Source organism: Pleionea sp. WD8-19 (assembly GCF_055326765.1).
In genome coordinates, this window is record NZ_JBUZOU010000011.1 from 124,103 (window position 1) to 145,689 (window position 21,587).

The 21,587-nt window shown below is 41.0% G+C and carries 12 protein-coding genes; 2 read left to right on the plus strand and 10 right to left on the minus strand.

Annotation, left to right across the window (positions count from 1 at the left end; translation table 11 throughout):
• Positions 1-54: 54 nt before the first annotated feature.
• The 4 genes from ACTUJY_RS13925 to ACTUJY_RS13940 form a co-directional block, all read right to left on the minus strand.
• Positions 55-336 carry a septum formation initiator family protein gene (locus ACTUJY_RS13925; protein WP_463616711.1) on the minus strand — a complete coding sequence of 94 codons (282 nt, stop codon included), beginning with the start codon at positions 334-336 and terminating at the stop codon, positions 55-57.
• A gap of 69 nt (positions 337-405) precedes the next feature.
• On the minus strand, positions 406-1,686 hold the full coding sequence (eno, locus tag ACTUJY_RS13930; protein ID WP_463616712.1) for a phosphopyruvate hydratase: 1,281 nt from the start codon (positions 1,684-1,686) through the stop codon (positions 406-408).
• A 63-nt stretch (positions 1,687-1,749) separates the two neighbouring features.
• Complete coding sequence (kdsA, locus tag ACTUJY_RS13935; protein WP_463616713.1) at positions 1,750-2,592, minus strand: 3-deoxy-8-phosphooctulonate synthase; 843 nt, start codon at positions 2,590-2,592, stop codon at positions 1,750-1,752.
• 17 nt (positions 2,593-2,609) lie between these two features.
• Entirely contained in the window at positions 2,610-4,244 is a 1,635-nt protein-coding gene (locus tag ACTUJY_RS13940; protein WP_463616714.1) for a CTP synthase, read from the minus strand.
• 319 nt (positions 4,245-4,563) lie between these two features.
• On the opposite strand from ACTUJY_RS13940, the gene ACTUJY_RS13945 reads away from it, so the two are divergent.
• Positions 4,564-6,750, plus strand: a complete 2,187-nt coding sequence (locus ACTUJY_RS13945; protein ID WP_463616715.1) for a S9 family peptidase — start codon at positions 4,564-4,566, stop codon at positions 6,748-6,750.
• A gap of 79 nt (positions 6,751-6,829) precedes the next feature.
• On the opposite strand, the gene ACTUJY_RS13950 is transcribed toward ACTUJY_RS13945, so the two are convergent.
• Positions 6,830-7,555, minus strand: a complete 726-nt coding sequence (locus tag ACTUJY_RS13950) for an alpha/beta hydrolase family protein (protein ID WP_463616716.1) — start codon at positions 7,553-7,555, stop codon at positions 6,830-6,832.
• 550 nt (positions 7,556-8,105) lie between these two features.
• Here ACTUJY_RS13950 and ACTUJY_RS13955 point away from each other — a divergent pair.
• Positions 8,106-10,034 carry an endonuclease/exonuclease/phosphatase family protein gene (locus ACTUJY_RS13955; protein WP_463616717.1) on the plus strand — a complete coding sequence of 643 codons (1,929 nt, stop codon included), beginning with the start codon at positions 8,106-8,108 and terminating at the stop codon, positions 10,032-10,034.
• Positions 10,035-10,462: 428 nt separating this feature from the next.
• Here ACTUJY_RS13955 and ACTUJY_RS13960 read toward each other — a convergent pair whose 3' ends face one another.
• The 5 genes from ACTUJY_RS13960 to ACTUJY_RS13980 form a co-directional block, all read right to left on the minus strand.
• Positions 10,463-12,310 (minus strand): M48 family metallopeptidase, encoded by a 1,848-nt coding sequence (locus ACTUJY_RS13960; RefSeq protein WP_463616718.1) that lies wholly within the window; start codon positions 12,308-12,310, stop codon positions 10,463-10,465.
• Between the two features lie 77 nt (positions 12,311-12,387).
• Entirely contained in the window at positions 12,388-12,759 is a 372-nt protein-coding gene (locus ACTUJY_RS13965; protein ID WP_463616719.1) for a hypothetical protein, read from the minus strand.
• Between the two features lie 66 nt (positions 12,760-12,825).
• Positions 12,826-13,146 (minus strand): hypothetical protein, encoded by a 321-nt coding sequence (locus ACTUJY_RS13970; protein WP_463616720.1) that lies wholly within the window; start codon positions 13,144-13,146, stop codon positions 12,826-12,828.
• 194 nt (positions 13,147-13,340) lie between these two features.
• Complete coding sequence (locus ACTUJY_RS13975) at positions 13,341-13,988, minus strand: tetratricopeptide repeat protein (RefSeq protein ID WP_463616721.1); 648 nt, start codon at positions 13,986-13,988, stop codon at positions 13,341-13,343.
• Positions 13,963-21,579 carry an RHS repeat-associated core domain-containing protein gene (locus tag ACTUJY_RS13980; RefSeq protein ID WP_463616722.1) on the minus strand — a complete coding sequence of 2,539 codons (7,617 nt, stop codon included), beginning with the start codon at positions 21,577-21,579 and terminating at the stop codon, positions 13,963-13,965. Before ACTUJY_RS13980 ends, ACTUJY_RS13975 begins: the two co-directional genes overlap by 26 nt.
• Positions 21,580-21,587 lie beyond the last annotated feature (8 nt).

The following is a 21,587-nucleotide window of genomic DNA, read 5'->3' on the forward strand; positions in this document are numbered from 1 at the left end:
CACATGGAAACCAATGGAGCCTAAGCGGGCGATTCATTTAAGCGTTGAAAAGATTTATTGCGACTTTGTCGGAACAAAACGATAAAAGGTTTCACCCGGCTTTATCATTCCCAGGTGCAATCGAGCGTACTGCTCAATGGCTTCATCATTATTACGAAGCGCTTTTACCTGCTTAATCAATTCGTCATTACGGGCGCGCAAGCGTTGGTTGGCGTGTTTTTGCTCCGCCACCTGTGCTTCGAGCTTGCGTTGTTCGGCAATACCACCATCAGGAGACCACAAGCGCACTTGTAACCCCGCCAACAGAATTAATAACAGTATTGCCCACCACTTCATAATGATACCTTTCGGATCAGCAGGAAAGAAGCCGTTAACCGCTCCTTTCTTACTTTCAAAACCCGATGTTTACTTAAAACAGTTAAAAGCGGATTTGCCTGGATAAATGGCTTTTTCGCCCAGCTTTTCTTCAATTCTAAGTAATTGGTTGTATTTTGCAACTCGGTCACTGCGGCAAAGCGATCCAGTTTTAATCTGACCGGCAGCAGTGGCTACCGCTAAGTCAGCAATGGTTGCGTCTTCGGTTTCACCACTTCGATGGGAAACCACAGCCGTATAGCCAGCGTCTTGCGCCATCTTAATTGCTGCCAAAGTCTCTGATAATGTGCCAATTTGGTTCACTTTAATCAAAATGGAATTGGCAATACCCTTATCGATTCCTTCTTTTAAAATTTTGGTATTGGTGACAAAAAGATCGTCACCCACCAGTTGAACTTTATCGCCTAATTTTTCAGTTAACAGTTTCCAGCCGTCCCAATCGCCTTCGTCCATGCCGTCTTCAATGGAAATGATCGGATAACGAGCCACCAAATCCGCGAGATAATCAACAAACTCCGCTGAAGACAACGATTTGTTCTCACCTGCCAAATGGTATTGACCGTCTTTATAAAACTCAGATGATGCAACGTCCAACCCTAACCAAACGTCTTTACCCAATGTATAACCCGCACGCTTGGTCGCTTCGGCTATGGCCGCTAACGCTTCTTCGTTAGACGCTAAATCGGGTGCGAAGCCGCCTTCGTCCCCTACCGCCGTATTCAATCCTTTCTCTTTTAATACACTGCGCAATGCGTGAAAAATTTCGGTGCCGCAACGCAGTGCTTCAGAGAAAGATTCAACGCCAGCAGGCAAAATCATAAATTCTTGAATGTCGACGTTGTTATCCGCGTGTGCGCCGCCGTTAATGATGTTCATCATGGGTACTGGCATTGCAAATTTACCGGTATGGATGTGTTCAAACAGAGCCAGCCCTTTATCCGCAGCAGCCGCTTTTGCAGCAGCCAAAGAGACTGCCAGTATTGCATTGGCACCCAACTTGGATTTGTTTTCAGTCCCATCGAGATCCAGCATGATTTGATCGATGGCATTTAAGTCATCAAGAGATCGACCAACCAAGGCCTCACGAATGTCGTTATTGATATTAGCAACCGCTTTCAATACACCTTTACCCAAATAGCGGCTTTTATCCCCGTCTCGCAGCTCCAATGCTTCACGAGAACCGGTTGACGCTCCCGAAGGCGAACACGCACTTCCGGTTACGCCAGACTCCAGAATCACATCAGCCTCTACGGTGGGGTTACCTCGTGAGTCAAGCACTTCGCGAGCTTTAATATCAACAATTTTCGACATTGCTTTCCTATCCTGTTATTTCGGTTAAATGATGAAAGGTAAAGAGTTTGAACTCTTACTCCATTATTTTTTTAATAAACGGTCTTCAGCAAACGGTTTCGCTTTTACTAAAGTGTCTATTTGCTTCAAAGTTTCCAGCATCGATTCAATTTCATGCATCGGAAATGAATTCGGACCATCGCTTTTTGCTTCTGCCGGATTAGGGTGTGTTTCCATAAAAATACCCGATACACCAGCCGCAACCGCTGCACGAGCCAATACCGGCACATATTCGCGTTGCCCGCCTGAGCTGGTGCCCATACCGCCGGGTTGCTGTACCGAATGGGTTGCGTCAAACACAACCGGGCAACCGGTTTCACGCATAATCGCTAATCCACGCATATCAGAAACCAAAGTGTTATAACCAAAACACACGCCGCGCTCACAAACCATAATTTGCTCGTTACCGGTCGCTTTGGCTTTATTCACTACGTTTTTCATATCCCACGGTGCCTGAAACTGCCCTTTTTTGATATTCACCGGAATACCGGCTTCACACACTCGTTGAATAAAATTGGTTTGTCGCACTAAAAATGCGGGCGTTTGCATCACGTCAACCACTGCAGCCACTTCTTTTATTGGTGTGTCTTCATGCACATCGGTTAAGACAGGCACTTTTAGCTGATCTTTAACAACTTGCAATATTCGCAAGCCTTCTTCGAGCCCTGGACCTCGAAAGCTGGTATGCGATGATCGATTGGCTTTATCAAAGCTCGATTTATAAATAAAAGGAATGCCCAGCTTTTCGGTCACTTCTTTTAAGTAGCCAGCGGTATCCAACGCCAATTGTTCACTTTCGATAACGCAAGGACCTGCAATCAAAAAAAACGGTTGGTCGATCCCTGCTTCAAATCCACATAATTTCATAACTTCACCTTTACGCTCTAGTTCTTTTCACCTTGGGCGGTGCGCGCTGCATCGACAAATGCCGAAAACAATGGATGGCCATCTCGCGGCGTCGATGTAAACTCTGGGTGGAACTGGCAAGCCACATACCAAGGGTGATCGGGTAACTCTACGGTTTCGACCAGATGTTGTGCAGCAGAGAATCCGGAAAATTTCATGCCTGCCGCCTCCAATTGTGCAATGTAGTTATCATTTACTTCGTAACGATGACGATGACGCTCGTTAATCACATCACTGCCGTAAATTTCGCGAATTAAAGTACCACCCACCAGTTCGGAAGGTTGTGCACCCAATCGCATGGTGCCCCCCAAGTCGGAGCTTTCATTTCTCGTTTCGGTTGATCCGTCTTTATTCACCCACTCGGTGATCAATCCCACAACCGGATGAGGTGTTTCACGATGAAACTCCGTACTGTGCGCGTTTTCTAAATTCGCCACATGACGTGCGTATTCAATCACCGCCACTTGTAAGCCAAGACAAATGCCTAAATAGGGCACATTGTTTTCTCGTGCGTATCGAGCAGACATAATTTTGCCTTCCACACCTCGTTCACCAAATCCTCCAGGGATTAAAATCGCATCGGCGTGCTCCAGTAACTTGGTGCCCTTTTTCTCGATGTCTTCGGCATCGATGTAATCGATATTCACTTGCAAGCGTGTTTTTAAACCGGCATGAATTAACGATTCCGTTAATGACTTGTACGCATCGGTGAGATCCATATATTTGCCCACCATCGCAATGGTCACTTCACCTTTTGGATTGGCTTGGGCGTAAAGCACTTGTTCCCACTCTTCGAGGTTGGCTTCACCGCCATCGAGCTTAAATCGATCACAAATTAAATCATCAAGCCCTTGTTGCTGCAGTAACGATGGAATGCGATAAATGCTGTCCACATCTTTCATAGAGATGACCGCTTTTTCTTCCACGTTAGTAAACAGTGCAATCTTGGCACGTTCTCCCGCAGGCAGCGGTTGCTCAGAACGGCAAATCAACACATCGGGTTGAATACCAATTGAACGTAACTCTTTCACTGAATGCTGGGTAGGCTTGGTTTTGAGTTCACCGGCAGTTTTAATGAAAGGCAATAAGGTAAGATGCATAAACAGAGCGCGCTCTCGACCCAGCTCGTAACCTAATTGACGAATGGCCTCAAGAAACGGCAAAGATTCGATATCACCGACCGTCCCACCGATTTCGACCATGGCAACATCCGCATCGCCCGCGCCTTCAATCACTTTTTGTTTAATTTCATCGGTAATATGGGGAATAACCTGTACGGTTCCTCCCAAGTAGTCGCCACGTCGCTCTTTTCGAAGTACATCAGCGTAAACACGACCGGTCGTAAAGTTATTTTTTTGCGTCATACGAGTACGCACAAATCGCTCATAGTGACCCAGGTCAAGATCGGTTTCGGCACCGTCTTCAGTCACATACACTTCGCCATGTTGAAATGGACTCATGGTTCCTGGATCCACATTTATATAAGGATCCAGTTTTAACAGAGTGACTTTCAGGCCACGCGATTCCAACAAGGCCGCCAGCGATGCCGAAGCAATCCCCTTCCCTAACGAAGAAACCACACCACCGGTAACAAAGATAAATTTTGTAGCCATTCACACACCCATTAAATAATCTTTTGACTATAGCCCATAGCGGGGCCAATTTGCTGCTGTATCGTTCGCAAACCGAAGTGCTGCAACAACAAAATAAAGCGCTAACGCCCTGAATTTTCAGAGAATTAGTTGTTGCGAAGCATTAAAAACGATGGTTTGGAGTATCTTTGTGAAGAGTCACATTTAGACGGGAGACTAGTATACCAAAGAATGGGGTATCCAATCGAGAAAAATTAACAAACGATTTTAAGTAGGCAAACCCCAAACGATTAATTTACTATAGGGCGCTTTATTTCAACGCCTTCAAGGATAATGCGAGATGTTAAAAAAAATTCTTTTCGCCGGTCTAACCATTGTTATGGTGGCCTGTCAGCAAAAAAGCGATGAACCCGTCGCTAAACCACAAGAAAAAATAGCAGAATCAACCCAAAAAGACGTATCGATGAAATCCATTCAACCTCCGATTGCGAAAAAAGTTCCTCATGAAATAACGATTCATGGTGATACCCGAATCGACAACTACTACTGGATGCGTGATGACGAGCGTAAAACACCGGAAGTATTAGCCCATCTTGAGGCAGAAAACCAGTACACCGAAACCATGCTTGCACACACGCAACCACTGCAAGATAAAATTTTTGAAGAACTCAATAACCGCATTAAAAAAGATGACGCTTCGGTACCTGTGCAAGAGCGAGGCTACTTTTACTATCGCCGTTTTGAAGGTGAAAAGGAATACCCAATCTATGCCCGTAAAAAAGATTCATTAGAAGCAAAAGAGCAGGTGTTGCTCGATGGCAACAAAATGGCGGAAGGCCACGATTATTTCAGTATTGGTGATTATGAAGTCAGTATGAATAATCAACTGCTCGCTTACTCAACCGATACCGTCAGTCGCCGCGTTTACATAATTGAGTTTAAAGATCTGGCAATCGGTAAAAAATTATCCGACAAACTTGAAGGTACAACTGGTCAAGTCGTTTGGGCCAACGACAACCTGCACGTGTTTTACATAAAGAAAGACCCGCAAACACTGCTTGGCGATAAAGTTTATCGTCACAAGCTGGGTACTGCACAAAACGAAGACGTATTGGTTTATGAAGAAGCCGATAAAGCGTTTTATACCGCTCTTGGCAAAACGAAAGACGATTCGGTCATCTATATTTACCACAGTAGCACTACCAAACGGGGCGCATCATTAATCGATGCCAACAAACCAGATGCGACGTTTGAGCCTTTTTTACCACTTGAAGACAATCACGAATACTCCTTCGAAAAACTGGGCGACTGGTACTATGTGCTGACCAACTGGGAAGCCACTAACTTCCGTTTAATGAAAGTGAAGCAAGGTGAAACCGCCGATAAATCCAAATGGCAGGAAGTGATTGCACACAACCCAGATGTTTTCTTACGAGACATTGAGCTGTTTGAAAATTACTTGGCATTAAATGAAAAAGAACGCGGGCAAACTCGTATTCGCGCGATAAACCTTAAAACCAAAAAAGAGCAGGTATTGAAGTTTGACGATCCGGTCTTTGTTGCCGGCTTCACCGGAAATACGGAAATTAAAACCGATGTACTGCGCGTGTACTATAGCTCACTCACAACACCGATGAGTACTTACGATTACAACCTCACTAACGGTGAACGAAAGCTGTTAAAACAAGAAGAAGTGCTTGGTGGCTTCCACCCAGAACATTACGCCAGCGAACGTCTCTTTATTAAAGCACGCGATGGTGTGGAAGTGCCTGTTTCCATTGTTTACCGCAAAGACACATTCAAAAAAGACGGCACCAATCCACTTTATCAGTACGGTTACGGCTCTTACGGCGCAACCATGGAGCCCTACTTTATTCCATCTCGCCTTTCATTGCTTGATCGCGGATTTGTTTTCGCACTTGCACACATTCGTGGTGGACAAATGCTTGGTCGCCCCTGGTATGAAGACGGAAAAATGTTCAATAAGGTGAATACTTTTACCGACTTCATCGATGTGACCGAAGCTTTGGTAAAACAAAAATACGGCGCAAAAGATAAAGTATTTGCCTCGGGTGGTAGCGCAGGCGGACTGCTTATGGGTGCGGTGATTAACATGGCTCCCGATCTTTATAAAGCCATCGGTTCTCACGTGCCTTTTGTCGATGTGGTCACCACCATGCTCGATGAATCAATTCCACTGACCACCAACGAGTATGACGAGTGGGGCAACCCAAATAATAAAGATTCGTACGAATACATGCTGACTTATTCCCCTTACGATCAGGTGAAAGCGCAAAATTACCCACACATTCTGGTTACTACGGGACTACACGATTCGCAGGTACAATACTTCGAGCCGGCCAAGTGGGTTGCCAAGCTGCGTGAAATGAAAACCGACAATAATATTTTGGTCTTTAAAACCGATATGGAAGCAGGACATGGAGGCGCATCAGGTCGATTCCGTCGTAATAAAGAACGTGCTTTGGAATTTGCCTTTTTTGCAGATTTGGCAGGAATTAAAGAATAAAATTTAACGCATCTGTACTAGCGGTGGGTGAGTTTCGTGTAGCTCACCGCTTTTCTTTATTCGGTCCGAATAGAGCATCTCAGAACTGATTGATAAATGCCGTCACATCGTTCCAATAGTCATCATTCACAGTAAAAAACAACGTATGCCCATCGTTCTGATAAGGTGGATACAGCATCAACGCTACCGACTTATTTAACTCCACCAGGGTGTCGTAAACCTGCTGTGCCAGTGCCACATGATCGTCTTGATACACATCATTCTCGGCAACTAAAATCAACGAAGACGCCGTAAGGGCATCGGCTTGACTTAACGCTTGATCTAATGCGCCATTCCCGGAAGCAGGCGCCATCAACACTAGCCCATCCAAACCATCAACTTGGAGCGCGAGTTGAAGCGACAGCAATCCGCCCCTCGAAAAACCCAATACCACAACACGGTTGGTGTCAACTTCAGCATGCGCAACTAACACGTTATAACCATCGAGCACATCGTCTAAATGCCCCTCTAGTGACACCGTCTCTCTTCGTTTTTTCGCCATTGCCACATAACCGGCTTGAGCTAACGCCTCGCATGTTGCGAATAAATCACCACCGACTTGGTCGCCTAACCCACCATGGTTGTACAAAGCGGCAGGAAAAGGAGGCAATCCTTCCGGTAAACAGAAATATGAACCGTCATTTAACGATTGAACTTCAACCGAACTTCGAACATTTGTATCATTCACTTCAGACGAAACATCACTTCCGCCGCCGCATCCAATCAACCAATGAGCCAACAGAATCATCAAGAATAGAGGTCTCATTACATTCACCCATTAAACTCGCTTACCGTCACACGTTAGGTTTAAAATTTGATAACTAAAGCATAGCCCATGAGGTTTTCATTAATTCCATATTCAATGTGATCAACGGATACGTCATTATTTTTGGAATTGTCTTGCTGCCTTTGTTCATCAGTTTTTCGCTGAGGCTTTAATCGAGCCCCGCTCGAATTAAAACAACAGTCACTCATTTCAACATTGAGATGATTATGATCGCCCGACTTTATTTTTATAAAAACGAACCTTTAATTTCGAAAATATTATAGCAACCAAACATCGCATCCATAATATCTCACTATACTTATTAGGTGCTTTAAAACGCGTACATATTCTAACTTTACAATAGCAGCAACTCGCAATACCTCTTTGGCACTTTCCTTTTTTTAGCCGCAATGACTAGCACGCCTTGTATCACCTATTCTGTCAGTAATAACGCGTTTAAAGGAAGCAGCGGGCGCATCGTTCTGGTTACGAAAGTCAACCTCCAGAACCATGTAGAGTATGAACGACTTTAAAGCCATAGGAGTTCATCATGAGCGAAAAGCAAATTACAGTTTTAACCTATAACGTTCAAATGTTCGACGACACCATTTATCCTTCTGGCTCAGAGAATGACGAAGATCGCTATCAAGCGATCATTGAGCACCTAAAAACCTGTGATGCCGATATCATCGTGTTAAATGAATGTTGGGCAGACAGCCGAAAAAAGAAGTTTATTAAAGGGTTAGCCTCATGGTATCCGGAATCACTATACCATGCGGCCGATAGCTGGGAAGTGCTCAAACAATTTAACGAGTTTGGCGAAACCATTGAAGATTGGCTCGGTACCGATACCGATGAATCCGATGGTCGTATTGATAAAGCCATGGGTGATGGCTTAGTCATATTAGCACGCTCCAGTTTTGATATTATCGCAAGTCGATTTGTTGAATATAGCGATCTTGCAATGGAAGATTACTTATCGCAAAAAGGCGTTTTATCGGCGTACATTCGTTGCAACGATGGCTGCTTTTCATTACTGGCCACCCATGCGCAAGCGGGCAACAGCGATGATAAAAAAAGTGCACGAAGAAACAACTTAATACAACTGCAAGACATTGCGAGTAGCTTCTGCAAAGGCGTATCGTCCATTATTGCCGGTGATTTAAACGTGAACGCAAATGGCGATATGGATTTGAGTAAAGAACCTCCGGTGGGCCCAGCAGAGGGGGTCGAATACGGAGAAATGATGGAAATTCTTAACTCAGGCTATGAAGGCGGCTACAACGACAGTTACCTTGTACGTTGGGGCGGCGATGCAGAACCATACCCCATATTGGCCAAAGGAACCACAGTGAGCACAAGCTCTATTTATGAGGAAAACCCAAGCACCAAGCGATTGGACTATTTACTCACTACCAACGATGTTGACATTGAAGATACACACATCATCAGCAATTATGGGTGGGGACAAAGTCAAAAAAACTGCTCCGATCATTTACCCGTTATTGCAACATTAAAACTCAAACAGTTAGGGCAAGATAAATCGGGTTCCATTAAAAACTGGTTGGCGCCATCGAGTGGCACCCAAACACCTTCCACCGGTAGTGGTGCAGGGCTGACATTTAACGGCAACTATTGTGTCGAAATTCATAAAGCGCAGGACAGCAGTGCTATTTATTCTCGCGTTGGCGAAGTCACCAATAATGAAATTCAATGGCAAAAAGACAGCCAAAAATTTTGCAGCAAGAATGCAGACTACATTGAACTCGCAATGAATGCGAACAACAAGCTGATATGCATTCGCTGTAACAATAACAACATGCATTGCCGAGTGGGTTATTTAAACCCGTTATCGAAATCCATTACCTGGGACAAAGAACAAGACAGCCCCTCTACGGGTCGGCATGTTGCCATTGCAATGAATGATAATGGCGATATTGTGGAAGTTCATCGAGGCAGTTCCAGTGACTTTTTGTGGTATCGAGTGGGTCATCTCGACTCTCATACTAACCTGATTAAATGGTACGATACCGACTCCAGTAAAGAACGTAAGTTTTCGGTTGGTAAAAAAGTGTCCATTGACATGGATAACTCCGGAAATATTTTGCTCGGATACACTTCCGGCAGTGATAACTTACGATATCGGGTCGGTAAACTGAATAACAACAGCCATACTATAGAATGGGGCAGCGGCTTTCTTTTAGGTACCAACACCAGCCATTGCGCGGTTACTCTTGATGATAATGGCAATTGCATCATCGTTAATCGAGGCGCGAGCAGCGGAAACGTTTACCAACGCACAGGTATAATCGATGCCGATCGGCTCTTTGTATTTTGGAAAAGCGAGAAAGTCGCGTATGGTTCTGGAGGAGGAGTGCTCGAAATTGCCTTAAATAATGACAACTCAGAAAGCGTTGTTGAGTTTCATATTAAATCCAACAATAAAAACTACACCGCTCGTGCAGGCCGACTGGCGTAACCCTATCAGCCAAGCCAGGCAACACCATTCTCTTGTCTGGCTTGGTCGCGACAGCGGCTCTAATAAACCATTTATTCGTTTAACAATGCGGTTTATCGAAGTACCGCATAAATTGATTGATAAAACCTCAACTTTAACCACTTGCACATCGTGCTTTACGTAGGATGAGTGAAGCTTCAGCGTAACCCATCAACTTCCCCCTGATATCTCTTCAGATCATAATTGGAATTTTACCTAATTAAACTAGACTCGCACTTACCTTTTCCATAGCTTTTAACAATTAAGTCAGAATAATTTGAAAATCAGTTATATCTGCCTTTTGATTCCATTAAGTGACGCGATGTCTAATTACAATTCTTTCGACAGATCATCCGGGCTATTCAGCAACATCGAGATTAAGTTCCCGCTAATCACAATACCTTTATTAATCAACAAAGTCGATCACCTACCTCCATTATTTTCTTTGCAAGCTTTTTATAATCTCCAATTTTAGGAACAATTAAATACGATGCTTCTATTGGCAAATCAACATTAACCTTTTTAAACGCAGCTTCGTCACTAAAAAACAAACCTTTCACTTTCACAGCAATAGCCAACATGGGAGCTTCGCGATAATGCTTTACCTTTTTCTCTGCAATCCAAACTGCTTTTATCGACTTATGTTGTGACAAAGTATCTTCAACTATTCTTTTCAAATCGTCGTTGGTCGTTTTAACATACTCATCTTTGATATTTAATTCGGAGCGCTCTCTATGCGCCTCTTCATTTATACGCAGTTGTTTCTCTCCCAGTGCTTTCCACACATTTGCTTTTTCCAGTTGCTGCGCTTCGATTAATAGTGAATAAGCCATTTGACAACTTTCTACTATAAATGCAGGGTCTTTAATCGCAATATTAAAATGCTTTAGGCACTCCGGATCATTCTCATTAAACAATTCACAACCAATCACAAAGGCGGCTTGTGGAGCATCTGGAAATCGCTCTCGAAACTGACTAACCAACGCTACACCATCTTCGTGAGATACAAACTCTTCGGTTAATTGACACAGCCTCCAATATTCATCTTCCGTAAGCTCTTCCAAAGACTTTCCTTGCAATGCATTAAGCTCTCTTTTACTTTTTTGTACATACTCATAACGAGCGTTCCAGTTTGCTTTTTGTTCATCTAGCCATTGTGCGTCAAACTGATTAACAACGTCGATATACTTTTTTCCTAGCAGTTTTTCAGCGGCTGTATACTCTACTGCTACAGGAGCAGTCGGTTCATAGTTAATATTCTTTAAACGATCAACTAAAGCTGGGTGTGTGTTGTCTAGTTGAGTTTGAACCTTAAGCTCATTTTCTAGCTCCTCTGCAATCGCAGCTTGACACAATGAATTATTATTTAAAAACTGTCTTAACCCAGACCAAGGTAACTGTCGAGGCTCAGGGGTTTCATCGGCCATTTTAAAAAATACTTTCCAATAATCTTTCTCAACAAACCCAGCCGTTACATGAGTATTAACCAATGCTTCTCCCGTAACTTTCACTGACGTCAACTCCGCTGATATTGCATCAGCCTCATATTCGTTTTGGCGAGCAAGAACAAAAGAATAAGCGGCAAAACGTGGCGTATAAAAGTCGAAAAACTTTGCCATTAATGCCCCACCCCACGATTGCTGTTGGTCGAAGGAGTACATAATTTGATACCAAGTAGATCTCACTCGGTATATCCAACCATTAAAACGACTGTGGTTACCCGAAAGATGGCCGAGTTCATGGGCAATGACGGCCCTTGCTTGTTCAGGCGAAAGTATCAATAACAGCTCCATACCCAAAACAAGTGTATTTTTTTGCCAACCAAAAATACCCAGCCTTGGTGTTTGTGCAATTGCCGCATTTAGTTCCGGTGTGAGAATAACATTATGTATTTTCGGGGTTTTCAAGCACCGTCTGAGACTATCTAACTCATCGAAAAGCTCAGGATAGTCGGCTTGCTTTAATTCAAACCCCTTCGGAGCTTCTATCTTTACCCAGCAAGCTCGAAGTAATATCCAAATAACCGGTAATAATAGAAAGATCACTTTCTTTTTAAGTAAAATTAAAATGATTGCAGTGTGAAAAACAGCTAAATACCCAAGTCCAACAACCGATCCAATGGCCAAAAGTAACACCGTAAATATGAAGACATATCCTAGCAAGGCAAATAAAATCAATTTAGCTTTATAAAGTTTAAAGTTTTTTTCTGCAAGCTTTTCGGCTTTCAACGCCGTTGTCTCAAATACTGACAATTCCATTAAAATAATCCTCTTAAAACTCTATACTGACAGCCTGTCATATAAAAATACTGTGGCACATTTAGATGATGTAAAAATTACTCTGACAACCAAATACGGTCGATTTTTAAGTAACCTGAGTGCACACCACGCATTTGAATGGATATATCTCTTTTAGTTGACTGTGCGGCTAACGCCGTAGAGTAAAAATGTTTTGCAAATTCAGGTTGCTCATCGATTGGAATGGCTGCAGCGTAGTTAATATTGGCGGAATACCCCGCTTTCTCCCATTCACCGTCATCCATGGCAGTATCAAAATACAAAATTATCATATTTCCTTTATTTACATAAATTCTGCTCACTTTTCCATTATATGCGCAGTAGCCTCCACTGGTTGAATAACAAGTTGGCTTACCTGCTAACACCGACATTGAAATAAACAGAACACTCAAAATCAATATTTTTTTCATACTTCAAACTCATTGAGAACAAAACTAAAAAGGTGGGTTAACACCCACCCTACAGAAAAGATTAATTTACTTACCTATAATTTGGGCAATCGTTGGACGATCACCGTTACATACACCATCATTCACTCTTACGGAAACCGGTTTGCCCGAAGTGTACGCCGCCAAAAAGAATGAGTAATGAGACTTTCCTGGCTCCGATGCTGTGTTCAAGGCGACCACATTACCAGCATGACCGCATGCTTTGGCTTGATGCGCTTTATCGAAATACACCGTAAATTGATTACCGTAAAACTCCACTTTAATTACTTTTGCATCTTGCACCCAGCTAAGCTCGGCAAACGATACGCTCGACATAAAAGCAGCAACTAATAAAATAAACTTTTTCAACTTTTCACTCCAATCTCAACTTGCTTTACGTAGGATGGGTGAAGCTTCCGCGTAACCCATCATCTTTCAATTTGAATTTTTACGAGACTTAATTAAAAACTTAATTAAGCTAACCTCGTACTTTGTCTTTTCAATACCTTATCAACAATGAAGCCAGAATAAGCTTAAAATCAATTGTCTCTGACCCCATCGATTTATTTAAGCAAGTGTTCTAAATATTCTATTAATTCATTTTTATCAGAACTCCTAATTTCTTTTTTAATTTGCTCAATTTCAACATGCGGCTTCAAATCGTATTTTTTTGAATATATATAATTGATGATTGTAATTTTTCGCTTCAAGTCATCATTCATTTTATCTGCATATTTTCCACCTAATAATGAAACAGTTGCCACCAAATCACCAGCCATAGCAGCTTTAACAAAGTAGTTAAATGCTTGGTTAACATCCTTATTAAAATACCTTCCAGATTCATAATACTGAGCTATACGCCTCATACTTTCTGCATACCCTAATTCAGCAGAACGTTTTAAACTTATTATCGCCACTTGAGGTTCATCTTTAATAAATGCTACATAATGGAAGTATTTCGAGCGAGCATCATCATATTTATTTAGCTCTCGACCAACTGTTTTCATAAGTTCACGATCAGAGCAATTTTTAAAAAATATGAAGTCCATCCATAAAGTATTTACATCACTATCAGACAAGCGCCTATCAAGTGACGTTTTTCGCTCTTCATATTCATCCAGGTTACACAAACAAGCATACAAAGAGCTACAAAAAATATAGAAGAACAGCAAAAGTATATTTTTTTTATTTATACAACTTAAATTTAGCATGATGCCCTCCATAAGATTTAATTAGTTTGCCGTTTTGATAAATATTCCATGTTGCTTCAGGATTTTGCGGGGCTGCACTGAAGCCAACAACTCCGTCTGTATGCGTGTACCCAGCAATAAACCCCGTATGTCCTACAACTTTAATTTCAGGAAACCTGCTGGAAATTTGTTGTGCTAATCCCCCCTCAACACCTCCAAAACAAGACAATAACATTATGTCATTACCACTAATATAACCTGGTAATTTACCTTCATGTATAAGAGTAATGATATCTTCAGCAACCCAATCAACTTGCCAGGGTGTATTTGCATTTTCAATAGTAAGGTGCTCTTCACCGCCATGCGCGGCCATTTCATGAACACCAGACATATTCTCCATAGCGACGGCAACATCATATAACGCACCATCTTTTTGAGTGTACTTGATAAAATCCGCACCTTTCCTTTTTCTTCCTCCCTGACTTTCAGCATTCAAAGCCCACTGAATAGCACTCGTCACTGCACCATTCACAAACTTACCACCAGTAGCCTCAGAAATAGTTCCTCCTATTATTCCAGCAACTACCGAGCGAGTTGCTTTGGCACTGATACTTTCATCCCCCATTCCTCTTAACCCTGATTTAGTTAACAAATACTTCGAAAGAAAAGAACTAGCGAATCCATGTCCAAATTTACCACCATTAATTACAGATGAAACGCCTCCAACTACACCATGAGCCAAAGATTTTTCAAAAAGAGTGCCTTTCGATGCCCCTATTTCGGGAGAAACGGAAGCTACAAAATATGTTGTGACCCAAGCTTTTGCTCCTGCAGTAGCACTATCTTTTAGATTGCCTCCTGCCAACATTGTTTGATGAGCAGTAGCCGCAGCAGAAAACCATGCTGCACAAGAGGGATTTTTACATGCATAGGCACCGGCTACACCTGCTGCGAATATATTAGCTCCTGCCCACCAATCGTAATGGTCGGCTCCATATCGCTGAATTGGGTCAAGCGCCCTAACAACACTCGACCAATTTTGCATACCGCCACTAATATGTGCATAACCACTTGGGTCCGTATTTGCTAAAGGATTATTTCGAACATACGTATAACGATTGTAACCTTGAGAGTCAGTAGCACCGTCAATCAATATGTCGGCTTGCATAAATCGCCCAAGCTTTGGATCATATATACGCCCATTCATATGAATCACACCAACATCTTCTAGCATTTCGTGACCCGTGTAACCCCTTGTTGTGATGTCACCAGGTCTGAAAGCACTTGGAATAATTGATGGATTCCACTCTGCAGAGTTTCGCTTTTGTCCAAAGGCATCAAAGCTGTAGTCAGCAGGGTTTCCATTCGAATCAATTGCAATATTTCCATTATTATCCGTGATTACATCTGTTGAGCCTAAATGATCGATATGCAAATAACTTGTACTCGCAATTTCATTAGAGTCAACTTCAACAATTGCACCAGGAACATTTCTTCTAAATTTCGTTGTACCGTTAGATTTTCTAACTACTTCAACATTTCCAATATAATAAGTTGTAGTTGTACCATTACTTCCGTTATCGACACGCTTGTAACGGTTATTTGAAGTGGAATACTCAAACTCTGTAATGTGTCCGTCTTTTGATATTCGACTGACTTTATTGAAAGTAGTATATTCCATTAAACGACCATCTCCTTTAATCATATTGCCGTTTAAATCATAACAATATTCAATATCTCCAACCTTAGTAACAGCATGTATACCCGCCAATACATTGTTTTCTCCACATTTCGTGCCATAAGAATATTCTCCTACACCTAGTTTTTCTCGAATATTTCCTAGTTCATCATAAATAAAGTGCTCATCCCCATTAATATGGGTAACTCGATTTAAATCATCGTATCCAAAACTCTCCGTTAAAATAGTATCAAATGAATGCTTGTGTTCTTTTCTATACTCCAGACGGCCAATTAGATCCCAAGAATATTCTAAATCTTGAATTGAATTACCCGCCTCATTCTGGGTAAAAATAGTATTCACGAGTCCAGAATCAGGAAAAAATGTTCGAGTTGTAGTAAGACCATTACCCAGTGTTTCACTAATAATATTTCCATAGGCGTCCATATCGTTAATCGTTCGGTAAATATTTCCGTTTATTCCGCCGCGGGTTTCTTTAATTTGATAGAGGTACCCAGTATTGTTATAAACATAGCGCAAACCATAGTCCCCACCAGTTATATCAAACGACTGAAATACACGACCAAATTGATCATATTTTGTTTCAGAAACAAAAAACTCTCCATTGATAATAGTTTTAGTAACGTCATTTCGACCGAAATTGTCATACTCAAACTCTGTGGTCAGCTCAGTATTCACAACATCAAATTGCTCAATTAATTTTCCTGTGGAGCCGCGAATAACTGTACTGTTATCAAAGGTCCACCGAGCATCACTCGTATATTCGCCCAAAGCGTGAGTTAACATAGACTTTCTTATCACTCTACCTAATCGATCTCGATATATTTTAGTTAGTTGTGATTTCGCATCTTTTTGGTTAACCAATTCACCTAATGCATTATATTGATACGACCATTCCTTTTCATTTCTCGCACCTTTATCGATATCTCGCATCCATGTTTTTCTGCCCAACTGGTCATAAGAAGAACAATTTTGCTCTACATCATTAAGCCATACACACAGCAAGTTATCTGTTGCGTCATATCCATATCGCAATTCATTTCCGATAAAGTCTTTAACTATTCGTAGTTTTCCGTCAGGTCTTTTGTATTCCGTTTTGATTTGTTGCAGTTCATTTTCTATACGCGTAACAACTAACTGTTTGTCAGCATCATATCCATCATAATACTTGTAACTTTTTCCACCATTTGGGTGATCAATACGTATTATTCGGTCTAATAAATCATAATAATAAGTTGTTAGTTCACCATCACTTTGCTTATTCGTTAAATATGGAACAGAACTTTGAAATAGTAAACCTTTAGAGTTAAAACTATTAGTCTTTTTAATATATCCATCGTTAGTGAAGTTGCGGGTAAGTGTCTGAACTTCTCTTCCTAATGCATCATGATAAGTAAACGAATAACCGCCTCCGGCTTGTTCCGCTCTAGTTTCTATTTCCGCTGAAGCAGGACAATTTGAAATTGAAGAACACTTCTTTTTCGTAACTTTCGTCCAAGAACCTGTATCACTGCGAGTAAAGTATACTTGTCCGAAAGTTCCGTATCGAGATTCAGTCACGTTGCCAGAAATATCTTTTATTTTTGTTGACTGACCTAACTCATTACGACTAATAATATGGCTCGTAGTTTGCCCATAACCATTTTTCTTTTTAATTACATACCGGCCAGTAGAGTCATACTCGGTGTAAGAAACGCGATGAATATGGAAAACATTATCTAAAGTATCTTTCATTTCACTCTGACAATCCACATTCACGCTACATGTTATAGTTTTTACTATGTTTCCATGTAAATCATATTCATATTCAGTTCTTAGATACTTATTTTCTACTATAAAATCAGGCTCAATAATTTCTGCTTTTAGCGCACCTGTATATGGGTAATATTCGAAAGCAGTTGTCCGCTTAACCATTCGTTTGTTATTTTTTTCATGTGTAACAGTTACCCTTTCTAGTCGACCAAAAGTCCATAAATCTTTATCTACGGTGTAATACATATTGTCTGTATGAACTTTACTTCTCCAAGTGCTATTTTCGTCGCAATCTAATTGGTCCCCATAACACTCAAATACACTAATTTCAGTAGCCTCACCAAACTCATTCTGTTTTGTAATCGTAATATTTTGATTAATAATGCTCCCTTGAGTAAAGATTCCAGCATCATCTACATTGATATCCCAAAATAGTTCACTACTTCTCTCAAGAGTAGGCATTAAAATATCTTTTACATTGTCATGTGCGTCAAAATAATCACCTGTATCATGAACTATATACTCACTTTTAGCCTTGCTTACGCGTTTTTCATCCGTACGTTCTCCAAACCAAGTAACTGTTTCCACAGGAGATCCTATAAGCGGATATTTCTGAGAATAAGTCGTACGAACAATCATATTGCTTTGTAGGTCTATAGTTTCTAGCCAGCTATAGCCCAAATTTCCAAATCCAGATGGTTGAACCATAGCTGTTCCATATCGATACTCAATGCCAATCATATTGCTGGGATCGTCATGAGAAGGTGAAGAACTCTCAACTTTCTGAACAACATATCTTGCACCTTTTATGTAGTGAGTTTTATATCCTTCATACATAAACCAGCCTTTTTGTTCTTCATACAGATCAGGTTGTTCAGGATCATTAATCGATTTATAGGTAATATTTGTCTCTATTCCAACTCCATTATCAATTGATGTAATTCGATCTGTAGCTTCAAAAGGAGATTTATTTTTACTTGCGTAGTTTCGATAGTGAGCACCATCATGGTCAGATTTTTTCCGGGTAGTGTAGTAATCGAGTTCTCCGTCTCCATTTAAGTCTACTTGAGTTGCAAAAGTGTCATAGTGAATATTCATATCAACTTGAGTATTACTTAGAGCCCCGCTACCAGAAATTTCTCTATAATGAAGTCGCTCATCATATGCGTAGATCAGCTCTCCTATCCCATTTTGATTATGATCCGCGAAGAAAACCGCTCCATATATTGATACGGGAGTATCTTGAATCGCCAAATATTCTCTACCCGTAAAAATACGATATCTCCAATAGTTTGGACCTTTATAAACTAAATCTACGTTACCATCCAAATTAATATCTACGAGTATGAAATCTTTATTTGTTTGAACTGCGCTTCCTAAATCGCCGATGTTCATAAACTCATTAAAAACATTGTCCCCAGCATAGATAAAAGTAACCCAACTATCTTCATCCTCATCTAGCAAAGCTAGACGTGCTGACATATCATAACAAACTGGGTCCCTTGGATTTTTCTGACAATGAAAGTCCATATTTTCTTGATTTATTTTGTATGACTTCGTTACTTTTGCAAATAAATCTAGACGGCCATCTAAATTCAAGTCTGCATCTGACCCATTTTTCAAGTCAATCTTAATTACTTCATCAACCAGCCTATCGGGATCAGTGTTATCAGTTACAACCGAATCTAAGTTTATTGTTAATTCAGCCTCATCTGAAAACTCACCAGCATTGTTGTAACGAACGTAACGAATACCGTCTCTAACATAAATAACATCAGGCTCACCATTTCCGTCAACATCTCCAAATGTCCAACTTTCACCTGAGTCAATCCATGCGATTAGTTCACTTCTATCAAATCCATTTTCATATTCACACAAGTCGCTCATGTTTACTCGCCATAGCTCATTTTGTGCGCCATACACAATCTCATCGCCACCATCCCCATTGAGATCAATTGGCAAGTAGTTTGTTTCACTATTTATAAAACTTCCTCTAATAAATTTTTCACACTCAGCAACATACATATTTGTATTTGTGTCAAACCGATATTTTCTAGATACCATATAACCGGTCCCACCAACTTCATTCTTCTTAAAATATGCCCATTCGGGAGTATAGTCATCTCCATCGTTGTAGAAAGTCCCTACAAATAAACCAACAACTCCATTTATTTCCTGTGGAGTACCAACCACACCTTTTTCAGGATTCGCCCAAAAGAAAGTTGTCGGCTGCAATTCAACTCCATCCTTGCTTTCCTTAATCTGGTACAATCGATTAGCTTTTGAATTCCCTTTAGTAAATGTTAAATCATACTTTCTAACTTCTATAAAATTATCAGTGACAACAATGTTATCGAGTAACTTGCTGATTTTCGTTTTTGCACCTGCAAAGTAACCTTGTTTAGAATCCGTTCTATAGTTAGAATAATTAAACTCGATTTTGATTCTATTGTTTGGACCATATTCAATTTTATCTAAATGGAATTCACCTTCATTTTCATTCTTATTAAAGTAGTAATTTATACGATTACCAAACCGATCTTCTGTAAAGCTTCGCCCCCAAATAAATACAGTATCCTTAACAACTCCATTCAAGTTTGTTCTAAATTGTGAAGTTGATTCTGAGCCAAATTCACTATATGAACCATCCTTTCTCCAAACTTTAAAATAATCAGGCCCATTTCCGGATGTACCTACAGCAATGATCTTCGTTTGAGAATCAATCACAGTTCTGTATTCAGATCCAGGTTGGCCGTATTCTCCGGATATTAAAACAAGCTTCTGGCCATCAAGACAAAAGCGATCTTCATAATCAAAATTAACACTTCCAAACTCCCCATCAACAATATGGTGTTTTGGGCAACGTGAAATTGAAGATAGTCCAGTAATATTCCAGCCCACACCTATATGACCATTACCAGCACCAGAGTTGTATGTCAGACTGATGGATGGCTTAACCCCCGCTACACCAGTAGGCGTATAAATAGGTATTACATAGTTCGCTTGCCCACTTTCGTCAACACGAAAATCTCCTGCAATCGCACCAACAGCATCAGATTCGAGGTCACGTTCAGGTATAACAGCCAACTCACCCGATGGAATTGGCTCAATGCTATATCTAAAGCCATTCGAATCATAAATAACTAAATCTAAATCGCCATCGCCATCCGAGTCGATAATTTCAGCATTTCCATAAATCGACCAATCAAATCCATAAATGCCGCTTTGTAGTCGTTGATTTAAACTGCCATCGTTATTTAACAGATAAGAATCGCTGCCACGAGTTTTACTTTGAACAAAAATTTCGTTTAAGCCATCACCATTAAGGTCTACAAATTTGATTTCGTAACTAGAAATATCCATTCCAAAATCAAACTCGCTCAAATGTGCGGTTCCATTAGAATCGAATGAAATAATGGCACTATCAACATCTGGCTTTAACACAATAGGAGTAATTACATCTCCATGAATTAAGACGATATCACGTTTACCAATTAAAAGAATTTCATCGCCGGGGTGGCTACTCAAGTTAGAAGCGTAAGCGGAATAAACTTCATCACTCCAGTTTTCAATGACCGATACTTGCGGATGTTGACCTGTCCAAGCACGGTGAATAGCGGAGTTGTAATAATCATTCTGACTTTGGGGAAACAAGCCAGCCTGAGCCGTTTTAAGAAGCGGCTGTACAAAAATATCATTATCGCCATCACCATCGAAATCACCGATGATCTCTTTATGCGTTTGAGTCGTCCAGTTGAAGGGGTAATTGAAGCTGTCGTAGCTGATGGAAACATTGGTATAAGCAAGTACACCGTTGATTTCGTTCTCAAGATCAAACCTGTGGTCACCTGCAGTGATGTTTATCGTTTCGTTTCCTGAAGCCGCGCAAAACAATGTTTTTCGATTGGGGAAAACACCTTGATAAACACAGGTAGTATTAGGCCCTGAGCTCGTTGCTTTCGGGTCTTCACAAAACTGATTGGGCTCGCATCCCCCACCATTAGTAGGACTAGTCCACACCAAATTAACTTCACAGGTTTGTTGACCTTGAGGAATATTACAGTTTCCTACAGTAATAGAAGACTCCGTAGCATGAGCTAAATTAGCTCCACATAAAAAATAGGTTAGAGTGATTAATATATAAGAGCTAATACTTCTCATCATTTTCC

Excerpts from the sequence above, each read along its gene's own strand:
- ACTUJY_RS13925 (WP_463616711.1), bottom strand. The coding sequence starts at position 336 with ATGAAGTGGTGGGCAATACTGTTATTAATTCTGTTGGCGGGGTTACAA.
- eno (WP_463616712.1), bottom strand. The coding sequence starts at position 1,686 with ATGTCGAAAATTGTTGATATTAAAGCTCGCGAAGTGCTTGACTCACGA.
- kdsA (WP_463616713.1), bottom strand. The coding sequence starts at position 2,592 with ATGAAATTATGTGGATTTGAAGCAGGGATCGACCAACCGTTTTTTTTG.
- ACTUJY_RS13940 (WP_463616714.1), bottom strand. The coding sequence starts at position 4,244 with ATGGCTACAAAATTTATCTTTGTTACCGGTGGTGTGGTTTCTTCGTTA.
- ACTUJY_RS13945 (WP_463616715.1), top strand. The coding sequence starts at position 4,564 with ATGTTAAAAAAAATTCTTTTCGCCGGTCTAACCATTGTTATGGTGGCC.
- ACTUJY_RS13950 (WP_463616716.1), bottom strand. The coding sequence starts at position 7,555 with ATGAGACCTCTATTCTTGATGATTCTGTTGGCTCATTGGTTGATTGGA.
- ACTUJY_RS13955 (WP_463616717.1), top strand. The coding sequence starts at position 8,106 with ATGAGCGAAAAGCAAATTACAGTTTTAACCTATAACGTTCAAATGTTC.
- ACTUJY_RS13960 (WP_463616718.1), bottom strand. The coding sequence starts at position 12,310 with ATGGAATTGTCAGTATTTGAGACAACGGCGTTGAAAGCCGAAAAGCTT.
- ACTUJY_RS13965 (WP_463616719.1), bottom strand. The coding sequence starts at position 12,759 with ATGAAAAAAATATTGATTTTGAGTGTTCTGTTTATTTCAATGTCGGTG.
- ACTUJY_RS13975 (WP_463616721.1), bottom strand. The coding sequence starts at position 13,988 with ATGCTAAATTTAAGTTGTATAAATAAAAAAAATATACTTTTGCTGTTC.
- ACTUJY_RS13980 (WP_463616722.1), bottom strand. The coding sequence starts at position 21,579 with ATGAGAAGTATTAGCTCTTATATATTAATCACTCTAACCTATTTTTTA.